This is a genomic window from Erwinia sp. OLFS4, from assembly GCF_002752165.1.
Classification (GTDB): domain Bacteria; phylum Pseudomonadota; class Gammaproteobacteria; order Enterobacterales; family Enterobacteriaceae; genus Izhakiella.
The window spans coordinates 1-12,645 of record NZ_MOMB01000079.1 but is presented as its reverse complement, the minus strand read 5'-3'; the positions used below and the strand labels follow the sequence as shown (position 1 = coordinate 12,645).

10 protein-coding genes and 1 rRNA gene are annotated in these 12,645 nt (G+C 51.1%); 6 read left to right on the top strand and 5 right to left on the bottom strand.

From position 1 onward, the window contains the following. The first annotated feature begins 9 nt into the window (after nucleotides 1–9). Nucleotides 10–125 (top strand): 5S ribosomal RNA (gene rrf / locus BL249_RS18270). Nucleotides 126–223: 98 nt separating this feature from the next. On the opposite strand, the gene BL249_RS18265 is transcribed toward rrf, so the two are convergent. From BL249_RS18265 to BL249_RS18255, 3 genes are read right to left on the bottom strand one after another with little or no spacing between them, the layout of a single operon-like run. Beyond that, the gene (locus tag BL249_RS18265) at nucleotides 224–1,876 is read right to left on the bottom strand and encodes a M28 family metallopeptidase (RefSeq protein WP_099707619.1); all 1,653 of its coding nucleotides are present in this window, start codon (nucleotides 1,874–1,876) and stop codon (nucleotides 224–226) included. Next, nucleotides 1,863–2,666 (bottom strand): transporter substrate-binding domain-containing protein, encoded by an 804-nt coding sequence (locus tag BL249_RS18260; protein WP_099707618.1) that lies wholly within the window; start codon nucleotides 2,664–2,666, stop codon nucleotides 1,863–1,865. Before BL249_RS18260 ends, BL249_RS18265 begins: the two co-directional genes overlap by 14 nt. Further along, nucleotides 2,666–3,868 (bottom strand): M20 family metallopeptidase, encoded by a 1,203-nt coding sequence (locus BL249_RS18255; protein ID WP_099707617.1) that lies wholly within the window; start codon nucleotides 3,866–3,868, stop codon nucleotides 2,666–2,668. Before BL249_RS18255 ends, BL249_RS18260 begins: the two co-directional genes overlap by 1 nt. A 141-nt stretch (nucleotides 3,869–4,009) precedes the next feature. Here BL249_RS18255 and BL249_RS18250 point away from each other — a divergent pair, with 141 nt between their 5' ends. The 5 genes from BL249_RS18250 to aceK all read left to right on the top strand — a co-directional run bounded on the left by BL249_RS18250 (nucleotide 4,010) and on the right by aceK (nucleotide 10,888). After that, nucleotides 4,010–4,906, top strand: coding sequence for a LysR family transcriptional regulator (locus tag BL249_RS18250; protein WP_099707616.1), 897 nt, complete (start codon nucleotides 4,010–4,012; stop codon nucleotides 4,904–4,906). Nucleotides 4,907–4,970: 64 nt separating this feature from the next. Beyond that, entirely contained in the window at nucleotides 4,971–5,903 is a 933-nt protein-coding gene (gene metA / locus BL249_RS18245) for a homoserine O-acetyltransferase MetA (protein ID WP_099707615.1), read from the top strand. A gap of 271 nt (nucleotides 5,904–6,174) precedes the next feature. Beyond that, nucleotides 6,175–7,773, top strand: coding sequence for a malate synthase A (gene aceB / locus BL249_RS18240; protein WP_446717726.1), 1,599 nt, complete (start codon nucleotides 6,175–6,177; stop codon nucleotides 7,771–7,773). A 17-nt stretch (nucleotides 7,774–7,790) separates the two neighbouring features. Next, nucleotides 7,791–9,095, top strand: a complete 1,305-nt coding sequence (gene aceA / locus BL249_RS18235; protein WP_099707613.1) for an isocitrate lyase — start codon at nucleotides 7,791–7,793, stop codon at nucleotides 9,093–9,095. 59 nt (nucleotides 9,096–9,154) lie between these two features. Beyond that, nucleotides 9,155–10,888 carry a bifunctional isocitrate dehydrogenase kinase/phosphatase gene (gene aceK / locus BL249_RS18230; RefSeq protein WP_099707612.1) on the top strand — a complete coding sequence of 578 codons (1,734 nt, stop codon included), beginning with the start codon at nucleotides 9,155–9,157 and terminating at the stop codon, nucleotides 10,886–10,888. Nucleotides 10,889–10,938: 50 nt separating this feature from the next. Here aceK and BL249_RS18225 read toward each other — a convergent pair whose 3' ends face one another. Together BL249_RS18225 and BL249_RS18215 are read right to left on the bottom strand one after the other, a co-directional pair. Beyond that, entirely contained in the window at nucleotides 10,939–12,234 is a 1,296-nt protein-coding gene (locus BL249_RS18225; protein ID WP_099707611.1) for a cytosine permease, read from the bottom strand. A 247-nt stretch (nucleotides 12,235–12,481) separates the two neighbouring features. After that, nucleotides 12,482–12,645: IS1 family transposase (locus BL249_RS18215; RefSeq protein ID WP_241898819.1), on the bottom strand; the 164-nt coding region annotated here is incomplete at its 5' end.

The window sequence follows — 12,645 nt, the reverse complement described above, 5'->3', positions numbered from 1 at the left end:
AAGAATTTGCCTGGCGGCTTTAGCGCGGTGGTCCCACCTGACCCCATGCCGAACTCAGAAGTGAAACGCCGTAGCGCCGATGGTAGTGTGGGGTCTCCCCATGCGAGAGTAGGGAACTGCCAGGCATTAAATAAAACGAACAAGCCCCGTGCGCAAGCATGGGGCTTTTTTGTTTCTGCTGTCCAGACTCGTCCGGACGATAAACTGTCGTCAGTGACGGTTTTTAGTCGATATCCAACGAGCGTAATGCAGACTCCAGTAATGACAGTATCCTGTCGCGCTGTCGGTAATACTGGGTTGTCAGCATCAGGAAAAAAGCCGGGGAAGTGTCTGGTCGCCGGTGGCCGGCTAACTGCTGCAATCCCGGAAAGGCGCCGCCATGCCAGCTCAGGTCGTAATGAAAATCATCACAACTGCTATAACGCGCCCGGTGCCAGAATCCCACGGCGGTCCGCCGGGCTTTTTCTGTGATTTTCCCCTGCAGTAAACGCTGATGTGTTTGTCTGAGTTTGAGGGCTATCGCCGTGAGATCAAACGCCTCATCAAGGTCATTCTGTAATTTTTTCAGCTCGTTTTGTAACTGGTGCAGATAGGCTGCAGGATCAAGCGGCAGGTTTTGCTCATTGAGCAAATGTGATAACCAGCCGATATGAATACAGGTATCACGCCAGAGAATATCCATATCAACTTTATCCAGTGTATCTTCCTCAGTATGCCACCACCAGCCACCACCACTACCCGGCGATTGCGAGGTTTTTATTTCAGGTTGTTCGCGTAAGGCAAAGTGTAAAGGAATGCCACAGCCCCAGAAGGACTGATCGGCGCCTTTACCCAAGGGAACAAGGCGTCTGATGGCGGATCCACTCACTTTCCGTACCGTCTGATTGAGGAAATCTACCGATTCAGCACCGCTGGTATTCACCAGGATCTGAATAGCATCCTGACAGCCTGGAGAATCCACATTGATATGTGCCACGCAGTGCTGCTGCAATGACTCACGATAGCGATCGGCGTACCAGGCTGAGCCGCCATAGCGGGCATTAGAGTGTCCTGGCCACCAGGCAATACGCAGTCCGCGGCGCAGGCCCTTGTGTTGCGATATAGCCCATTGTGCAATTGCCAGGCAAAGCGCATTACCAGTGGCATTATCAGTGACACCCTGATGCCAGGAATCGTAATGGCTTGAGAGCAGGACAAATTCCTGTTCTTTACCGGGAATATCGACGATCGGCAAAGAACAGCTGGCAACATGGTTGTGCAGGCGCGTCCTGAGGTGTGCCTGTAATCCCGTTTTTTGCTGATAATATTTTAACAATTGCTGGCCGTCTGCCTGATTAACGGTCACCACCGGCAGGCCGGGATAACGGACCTCATCGTCCGGTACCGGTGTGCCCCATATTGGCCCCACCGTCTCTTCGTGCAAAGCAAGTTCTGCAGATCCCCAGATATGTATCAGGCCAGCGGCGCCGGCAGCATTCAGATGCTGGACATAATCTTCAAACCCCTGATCGGCAATCACGATGCGTCCACGTACGCTTTTCTGCCAGCGGGTACGCTCGCGTTCACTGAGATGCTGCAATGAATCGACATCATGATAAAGTGGCGCTTGCACACCCTGGGGGCAGTCGCCGGCAAACGAACGGATTTTTACCGCCGGTTGCCAGTGAGGAAAGTCGCTCAGCGTCAGGGATGCCATACCAGGATCGCTTAATAGCAGCTCGCAGCGTAAACGTTGCGGTTTGAGTCCGGCTTGCTGAAGTTGAGCAATTAGCCAGTCAACCGCCAGTTCTGCATCCGCTGAACCAGACAGACGATGAAGGTGCTGAAAATGTACCAGCAATGCCTGCATCTGGTTACGCAACTCAGTGTGTTGCATGCGCAGGATCCTGAGGCGCAACTTTCATTTCCAGATCGCCAAAATAATGTTGTTTGATTTTTTGCCATGTCCCGTCAGCCATGATCTTTGTCAGGCCGTCGTTAAGTCTTTTAAGCAGGACGCTGTTGCCTTTGCGTACACCGTATGCTGAACCCAGACTGAACAGTTTATCATCGCGCACCTCGGGGCCGACCAGCGCAAAATCTTTGCCTTCCGGCTTGTTAAGAAAACCAAAGGTGACCGCGACGCCAGGACTGAGTGCGCCATCGAGGCGACCGGCAGCAAGATCCTGATAAATGGCATCGGCATCAGCATAATGCATCACATTAATTCCCTGGGGGGCCCAGTACTGATTTGCGTACATTTCCTGAATGGAGCCTTGCTGAACCGCAATCTGTTTGCCACGTAATGATGCCACGGTTGGCAGTAATCCACTGTCTTTACGGGCCACCAGCTTGGTGGGGATGTGGAAAATAAAATTAGAAAAATCAATTGATTGACGTCGTTTTTCCGTTGCGCCAAGCGGTGAAATAAAGTCAACTTTACGGGCCAGCAACGAAGGGATCTCGGCATCGAAGCTACTGACAACAAATTCACATTTCACATTAATGGCTTTACAGACCGCCCGGGTGATATCTATTTCGAAGCCGCCAGGCTGACCATTATTGTCACGAAACTGAAAAGGGGGATAAGCGAGATCGGCGGCAACACGTAATGTTTCTTCGGCCAGCGCCTGGCTGGTGCCGGTTAATAGCAGACAAGCAATCAGTAAACGAGAAAGGGTAAACATCAGGCATCTCCGGATTCAGCGTGGGATTTCCACTGGGTAAATTCTTGCCGGACAGCCTGAAGTGTCGCGGCACTATGGCAGAGGTCAAAAGCGCTCATGGCTAACGCTTTTGCGGCAATCAGCATCGTGTTCAGGCCACTTTCCGACGCAGCGGCCAGAGCAAATTCCGGCGTATGGGGATAAACATCACCAATGCGTAAATAGGGGTGAATAGCGGCCGTCAGCTGGCTGACATTGCCAATATCGGATGAACCGACGCCGCCTTGCTCAGGTGGGGCTTCTGCTAGTTGACCCAGTAATTGCAAGTTCTGCCCGAAGACCGCCGCCAGAGTCAGGTTATTATTGCGTTCGGCGTAGGTCAGACCCTCTTCTATTTCCAGTCGTGCACCGCTCATCTCTGCTGCGGCCTGAGTCGCCGCCAGAACTTTACGGCGAACCTCCTGCAAACCTTTGACCGTAGCGGCGCGCAGCAGAAATTTGGCTTCGGCATACGCCGGAACAATATTGGTCGCCTGACCACCATTAGTGATAATGCCATGGACCCGGACATCATCAGTAAAGAACTGGCGCAGGGCATTCACACCGACAAAGGTCTGAATAACCGCGTCCAGTGCACTTATCCCTCGTTGAGGAGCGGAGGCAGCATGCGCGGCTTTACCGTAAAATTTAAACACGAAGTCCACACAGGCAAGCGCACCTCGGGTGACCATATTTTTTTCCCGCGGGTGGAACATCATCACCGCATCGACCCCGGCAAAAACACCTTGTCCGGCCATGATTATTTTACCGCCGCCCTCTTCTTCGGCCGGCGTGCCGATAACTTCAAGCGTACCGTTAAAGCTGACGCCAGCCTGCCTGAGTGCCAGTGCGGCGGCGACTGAAGCGGTGCCAATCAGATTGTGACCGCAGGCATGGCCCAGTTCCGCCAGCGCATCATATTCGGCTAATAATGCGATAGTCGGACCGCCATTTCCTTGCTGCCAGCGGGCACGAAAGGCGGTATCGAGGCCGGCAAGGGGTCTTTCAATGCTAAAACCGGCGGCAGCAAGTGGCGCAATCAACGCTGCCGCCGAGCGATGTTCTGCAAAGCTCAGCTCCGGTGCTGCATGAATTTGCAGTGCCAGCGTGCGCATGGCAGTGCTGAGATTATCGACAGCATAAATGATTTTTTGCTTTTGTTCGTCAATGGTGCATTCTGACATGACAACTCCCTGAGATGGTGCAAATAACTAATTGTTAATAAATAACTTATATAGGTATAGGCTTTTTATTGAGCAATGTTAAATTAAGCTTTTTTATGACTGTCTGGCTCAACGCAAAAAAATTTTTATGTAAGAGGCGCAATGAACGAGAAAGACTGGTTGATTATTCGTACCGTCTGGCAGTACCAGAATATTACCCGGGCAGCAGAGCAATTGTTTACTTCACAGCCGGCACTGAGCTACCGCCTGAAACAGATTGAGCGCAAGCTGGGTATCCAGTTGTTTGAAGAAGGGGGCCGGCCGTTGACCTCCAGTACTCAGGGGCGCTATCTGGCGCAGCATGCTGAAAAGATGCTCAACGATGCCCAGCAGCTGCGGGAAACGCTCCAGCGCCTTAGTGGCCCACAACAGGGAGAGCTCAGGCTGGGGGTTGCCAGTAATTATGCAGCTTATCGCCTGCCGGATTTACTGTTGCGTTTCACAACGCAACATCCGGGGATTAACGTGAATCTGGTCAGCGGCCTGAGCGAAGAGATGTATCTTAAGCTGCAGCATGATGAGGTACATATTGCTGTGGTTAAAGACAATTACAGCTGGAAAGAGGGAAGTGCGCTTATTGAAGAGGACGATTATTACCTGGTCAGTCATCAGCCAGTTGATCCCGGATTGCTACCGTGGCTGCCGCAGATTCGCCTTAATCACGGGGGCCATGTTACCCAGCTAATTGACCGATGGTGGAAGGCAAATTATACCTTGCCGCCACGTATTGCCATGCAGGTCGATAAGCTTGAAGTTTGTCTGGCAATGGTCGCTCGCGGACTGGGCTATGCGATTATTTCCAGTTATCAGCCGCTGCCAGCACAGCTGATCAGAACGCCGGTATGGGTTGGTGGCGAAACGATCAAAAGCCGCACCTGGCTGTTATGGCGACACGCTGGCAACGCGCTTATCCTGCCGTTTATTGATATCTGTACTGCGCTTGCGGCAACAGGTGAAAGATTTTCAACCAGTGAATCAAACCTCGACAAAAGGGGGTAAAATGACTATCTTTGGCTGTCTGGATGTCTAAACGTGTAAATGGTTGTAATGAGGCGGTCTGACGATGCCAATAAGAGTCCCTGATGAGTTACCTGCGGTAAGTTTTTTGCGTAATGAGAACGTGTTTGTCATGACTTCCTCGCGCGCAAAGACGCAGGAGATTCGTCCGCTCAAGGTGCTTTTGCTCAACCTGATGCCGAAAAAAATAGAGACAGAAAACCAGTTCCTTCGGTTACTGTCTAACTCCCCGTTACAGCTCGATATACAGCTGTTACGCATTGATAATCGCGAAACGCGCAATACGCCTGTTGAACACCTGAATACTTTTTACTGTAATTTTGAGGATATTCAGCAGGAAAATTACGATGGCTTGATTGTCACCGGCGCACCGCTTGGTCTGGTTGATTTCAGCGATGTTGCCTACTGGCCGCAGATTGAGCGGGTCATTAACTGGGCGAAACAGCACGTCACTTCAACGCTGTTCGTCTGCTGGGCGGTTCAGGCGGCACTGAATATTCTTTATGGTATTCCCAAACAAACCCGGCAGAATAAGCTTGCCGGCGTGTTTGAACACCATATTCTTCATCCACATGCCTTGTTAACACGCGGTTTTGATGACACCTTTCTTGCACCGCATTCGCGCTACGCAGATTTCCCCACCTCATTGATCCGGGAATATACCGATCTGGAGATTTTTGCTGAAGCAGCGGGTGATGCCGGCTGTTATTTAATGGCCACGCGGGATAAACGTATGGCCTTTGTTACCGGCCATCCGGAATATGATGCGTTGACGCTGGCAGGCGAGTATTACCGCGATTGCGAAGCCGGCTTGAACCCGCAAGTGCCCCATCATTATTTTCCACAGAACAACCCGGAGCTGACGCCGCGCGCCAGCTGGCGCAGTCATGGCAACCTGCTGTTTTCAAATTGGTTAAACTATTATGTTTACCAAATCACGCCTTACGATCTGCGTCATATGAATCCGACGCTAGAGTAACCAGTATAGATGACTGACCCGGCTCCGGCCGGGTTTTTTTATGTCCTGAAATCCCATAAATAAAATAAAGAAACTAATTATTGATAATAAATATATAAATAATTACTTGTTTAACAGTAAGTTGTTTTTATTTTCCATAAAAATGGAAATAGTTTTTGATTTTGAAAATTTGATGGCTATGATTGAAATTCCAGAGTGACATGACCACCGCCGCTGATCATAAAACGCACTCAGAACTTTTTCTTCTTGGCAGGCAGAGGAGTGGAAGATAATGCAACAAGCAATCAGCAATGATGAACTGGTATTTTTACGGGTTTCCGGCGAGGCTGAACGTCAAATTCTGACGGAGCAGGCTGTCGGTTTTTTGCATGAGCTGGTAGCGCGTTTTGCGCCTGAACGTGAAGCCTTACTGGCGGCACGTCAGCAAACCCAGCAACGCATTGATGCGGGACAACTGCCTGGTTTCAATAAGGAAACGGCTTCCATCAGGATGGATAACTGGAAGATTCGCGGTATTCCAGACGATCTCAAGCGTCGGCGCGTAGAGATTACCGGCCCGGTTGAACGCAAGATGATTATCAACGCCCTCAATGCCGATGTGGACGTATTCATGGCCGATTTTGAGGACTCACTTGCTCCTGGCTGGCAGAAGGTCATTGAAGGGCAGATTAATCTGCGCGATGCGGTAAATGGCACTATCAGCTATACCAGTGAAACCGGTAAAATTTATCAGCTGAAACCTAATCCTGCGGTGTTGATATGCCGCGTCCGTGGCCTGCATCTTCCGGAAAAACACGTTTTATGGCAGGACAAACCGGTGCCTGGAAGCCTGTTCGATTTTGCCCTCTATTTTTACCATAACGTTAATCAGCTGCTGGAAAAAGGCAGTGGCCCTTATTTCTATTTGCCTAAAACCGAGTCATGGCAGGAAGCGGCCTGGTGGAGCAAAGTATTTAGCTACGCCGAAGATCGTTTTGCCCTGCCACGTGGAACGATCAAAGCGACACTGCTGATTGAAACTCTGCCGGCGGTGTTTCAGATGGATGAGATCCTGTGGAATCTGCGTGATCACATTGTCGGCCTTAACTGCGGGCGCTGGGATTATATCTTCAGCTATATCAAGACGCTGAAAAATTACCCCGATCGAATCCTGCCGGATCGGCAGTCAGTGACGATGGATAAAGGTTTTCTTGATGCCTATTCACGTTTGTTGATCCGCACCTGCCACCGGCGCGGAGCTTTTGCCATGGGCGGCATGTCGGCGTTGATCCCCAGTAAAGACTCCGAGCATAACCGCGTGGTACTCGAACGTGTTACCGCAGATAAGCAGCGCGAAGCAGATAACGGTCATGATGGTACATGGGTCGCCCATCCCGGGCTGGCGCAAACGGCAATGGCGGTATTCAATCGGGTACTGGGCGATCGGTTAAACCAGCTGGACGTCAGCCGTGAAGAGGATGAGACCATTACCGCAGCAATGCTGCTGGCGCCCTGTGAAGGGATGCGTACAGAAGCGGGTATGCGCGCCAATATTCGCGTGGCGTTGCAATACATTGAGGCCTGGCTTAATGGTAACGGCTGTGTGCCCATTTACGGTCTGATGGAAGACGCGGCGACGGCGGAAATTTCGCGGACTTCCATCTGGCAGTGGATCCACCATCGTCAGACGTTGAGCAACGGTAAAACCGTCACTGCCGATCTGTTTCGGCAGATGCTGGCTGAAGAACTTCAGGTACTGCAACAGGAACTGGGGGAATGTCGTTTTAGTCAGGGGCGTTTTGGTGAAGCCTCTCGTTTAATGGAAACTATTACCACAGCGCCTGAACTGGTCAGTTTTCTGACTCTGCCTGGCTATCGTTTACTTGCCTGATATAAGGAGAACCCACTATGACTCCACGTCATCAACAGATTGAGCAGCTTAGTGAGCAGTGGCAGCAAATCCGCTGGCAGGGGATTACCCGTCCCTACAGCGCTGAACAGGTCATCTCCCTGCGTGGTTCACTGACCCCCGCCTGTACGCTGGCTGAAAGGGGCGCCCACAAACTCTGGCAGTTACTCAACGGCGATGCCAGTAAAGGCTATATCAATAGCCTCGGTGCATTAACCGGTGGCCAGGCGCTACAGCAAGCTAAAGCGGGTATTGAGGCGATTTATCTCTCCGGCTGGCAAGTGGCTGCTGACGCTAATCTCGCCGGCAGCATGTATCCGGACCAGTCCCTGTATCCGGCTAATTCGGTACCTGAGGTGGTGGCGAGAATTAACAACAGCTTTCTGCGTGCAGACCAAATCCAGTGGGCAAATCAGATAGCGCCAGGCGACCCGCGTTATATTGATTATTTTCTGCCGATTGTTGCAGATGCTGAAGCCGGATTCGGCGGAGTACTGAATGCATTTGAGCTGATGAAAGGGATGATTCATGCCGGTGCAGCAGCGGTACATTTTGAAGATCAGCTGGCGGCGGCTAAAAAATGTGGTCACATGGGAGGAAAAGTGCTGGTACCCACCCAGGAAGCCATTCAGAAACTGGTATCGGCCCGCCTGGCTGCCGATGTCATGGGCGTGGCGACGGTGCTGATTGCACGTACTGACGCTGATGCTGCTGATTTGCTGACGTCTGACTGTGACCCGAGAGATGGCGCCTTTCTCACCGGTGAACGCACCGCCGAAGGTTATTTCCGCACGCATGCAGGTATTGAGCAGGCGATCGCCCGGGGACTGGCTTATGCCCCTTATGCTGACGTGTTGTGGTGTGAAACCTCTACACCCGATCTGGCCCAGGCTCAGCGTTTTGCCGAGGCCATTCATGCACAATATCCCGGCAAATTGCTGGCCTACAATTGCTCACCTTCTTTTAACTGGAAGAAAAATCTTGATGACGCCACTATTGCCAGCTTTCAGCAACGCCTGGCGGAAATGGGTTATGTGTTTCAATTTATTACTCTTGCTGGCATTCACAGTATGTGGTTCAACATGTTCGACCTGGCGCATGCCTATGCACAGGGTGAAGGTATGAAACACTATGTCGAGAAAGTCCAGCAACCTGAGTTCGCGGCGATTCGCCAGGGATATACGTTCTCATCGCATCAGCAGGAAGTGGGAACTGGTTATTTCGACCGTGTCACCACCATTATTCAGGGAGGACACTCGTCGGTGACTGCCTTAACCGGCTCGACGGAGGAACAGCAGTTTTGATCGGTGATGCCTCCCGGTGTTAACGGGAGGCATCGGTTGCTGTGTAATGAGGATCGCGAATGCCACCTTTTGATCTCCTTATTGCCCAAACCATCCTGCAGGGCTTTGATGCACAATATGGGCGTTTTCTTGAAATCACCGCCGGTGCACAACAGCGCTTTGAACAGGCTGACTGGCAGGGGATCCAGCAGGCCATGAAATCCCGTATTCATTTATACGATCACCACGTTGGGTTGGTGACAACCCAGTTACGATGCATTGCCCGGCAGCAACGGCTGGATGAAACGGTGATGCAGCGTGTAAAGCAGCTTTACACCACTCTGCTGCCTGATTATCCACGGTTTGAAATTGCCGAGAGTTTTTATAACTCCGTATACTGCCGCCTGTTTGGTCATCAGGCGATGACCGATGATCGGCTGTTTATTTTTAGTTCACAGCCGGAACGGCGTTTTTGTAATCAGTCCAGACCGCTCAGCAAGTGCTGGCAGGCCGGAGGGGATCTGCTGGCCATGCTGAGTCGCATAGTGGATGATTTACCTTTGCGTCTGCCCTGGCAGAATAAAGCACGGGATATTGACTGTGTTAACGCCCATTTGCAGGAGAATTTCCCTGCCCACGAGCTTGCCCAGGCGCGACTGGAAGTGTTTAACGAATTATTTTACCGCAACAAAGCGGCCTGGCTGGTGGCGAAGCTGCATCTTGCCTCCGGCAGTTTCGTTTTTTTGTTGCCGATTCATCGTACTGAGCAGGGGGAACTGTTCATTGATACCTGCCTGACACGCCGTCGTGAGGCCAGCATTGTGTTTGGTTTTGCCCGCGCTTATTTCATGGTGTATGCGCCGGAGCCCGCTGCACTGGTCGACTGGCTGCGGGATATTTTACCAGGCAAAACCACCGCCGAACTTTATATGGCAATTGGTTGCCAGAAGCATGGTAAAACCGAAAGTCATCGTGAGTATCTGCGTTATCTCAGCAGCAGCGACGACCCGTTTATTCCGGCGCCTGGGGTGCCGGGAATGGTGATGCTGGTATTTACCTTAGCCGGTTTTGATCGGGTGTTTAAGGTGATTAAAGATCGTTTTGCGCCGCAAAAAGAGGTGACTGAAGCGCAGGTACGTGAGCGTTACCAACAGGTGAAAGAACACGACCGCGTTGGGCGCATGGCAGATACTCAGGAATTTGAGTTTTTTGCTCTTGAGCGTTCGCGTATCAGCCCGCAGCTGATGGCATTAATGCAGCGTGATATTGCCGATAAAATGCGCTTCTGCGGGCGCTGGTTAATCATTCATCATCTGTATATTGAGCGAAAAATGATCCCGCTTAACCTGTGGCTGGAACAGGCGGACGATCGGCAGCGTCATGACGCCATAGAAGAGTATGGCAACGCCATTAAGCAACTGGCAGCAGCCGATATTTTCCCCGGCGATATGCTGTTTAAAAACTTCGGTGTCACTCGTCACGGTCGCGTGGTTTTTTATGATTATGATGAAATCAGTACTATGACCGGACTGCAATTTCGTCAGGTTCCCGCCGCCCGTTATCCGGAGGACGAGCTCAGTGCCGAGCCGTGGTATAGCGTTGCGGCAGACGATGTTTTTCCGGAAACGTTTCGTCACTATCTATGTGCGGATAAACGTCTGGTAGGGTTGCTTGAAACACTGCATCCTGAGCTGTTTGACCCACACTGGTGGCAGCATATTCAGCAGCGTTTGCGGCAGGGGTATATTGAAGATGTGTATGCTTACCGGCGACGACAGCGATTCTGCAATCGCCAGACATTGTTTGCTTCCTGAGCCTGCGGCTGGATTTGTGGTAGTAATTTATTGTTTCACATCGCGACGCTCTACTCGCGCCAGGCGGGCGCTCTGATAACATTCAGATGATCTGCCACATATTTAAAAATGCGGTAGGCCACGCTGGCGACCAGCAATGAGGTTAATGCCGGCACCCCACCGGGAATAACGTAGCCCGCGAGGCCGCCGGCAATGGATGCCGTGATGGCACAAAGTCCGATGAGCGGCGTCTCAGCGGGTAAGGTTCCCTGTTGTCGGGAGGCAGTCAGTGCGGCGCGATGGGTACGAATAATGAAATAATCTGTCAGCATTACGCCAATTACCGGCGGGAAAAAAATGCCCAAAAGCGTAAGAAAATCGACGAAGCGGTCCAGAATACCCAGCACGGATAGTAATGTGCTAAAGAAGCCAATAATTATGGTGAGAACCGGGTAAGAAGACTTTTTACCACTGATAATATCAATAAAATTTGCCACCCCCAACGCAGAAGAATAAAGATTAAGGTCATTAACTCTGACGGAAGAGAAGACCACCACCAGTAAACCCACTCCGGCGGATGCATGGGCCATAATGGTTACCACATTGGCGGTATTCAGCCGCATTGCCAGAAATACCGCCAGACCATTGACCAGATATTCACCAAGAAAAATAGTCAGTAAAACCATCCATAGTACCGATGAGGCACTTCGGCTATAACGAGTGATATCCGGCGTAATCAGGCTGGCGACGATGGCGCCGCCAACGACCAGCGTAATGCCAGCACCGAGAGTCAACGGCTGGTGAAAAACGGGTGATGGCAGGACCGGTGTATCTTTGTTAAGCACAATCAGGGTTATCCAGATTATGTTAACGATGAACAGGGGAACGGCAATTCTGGCAGCAAAACGCAGCGCACGAAAACCGCAGGCGACCAGCAGTGTAAGCGAAATCCCGGATAATGCGGCCGCCTGCTTTGCACTGAGTATGCCGCCGAGCGAAAAACTCAGCGATTGAGCAAAAACGGCATTTTGTACGCCAAACCAACCCATAAGGCTGACCGCAATCAGCAGACCGACCAGCGCGGAACCAATACGACCAAAGCCACACCAGCGAGCAAGCATACTGCCTGATAGGCCTTCCCGCATCCCGGCATAGCCCAGTCCAAAGGTGATAATAAAGAACAGCAGGCTACCGGCGCTGATAGCAATAAAAGCGTTGCTGATGGTCATGGAGTGGCCCAGTACCGCGCCAAGCATAAACTGGTCCAGCGCGGTAAGCATTCCCATATGAATAAGCGCCAGGCCAAAGAAAGGCATTCTGAACTGAGCAGGCACTCTACTGACAGTATAATTGTTGCCCGTAAGCATAGTAACATCCTTATCTGATCAGGGTGATGCCTTTGGTTAAAAACCTGGGTGGTAAATAAGTTGAAAATCCATGCTCATGACAAAATTCTTTTAACTGCTTAAGTGAGTGAACCTCGGCTTTCTGAAAAATATTCTGAATACGGTTGTTGATAGTTTTAATTGTGTTTGAACGTAGTCGGGCGATTTCCTTCGCCGAGAAACCGCGCATGAGGTAAAAAATGGTTTCATTTTCGGGTGATGCCTCCAATTAGTAGAACATGTGTTTCTCGATAAACGCTCCAATGACTTTTTCGTGGATCTCAACTGAGCGCGAAAAGCAGATTGTTTTACGAGCCAACCGTTTAATGCGGGTGCGGAGCGTCAGGTTATTACGTTCAATGCGTTGGGTGAAAATTTTGCCCGTCAGATGCT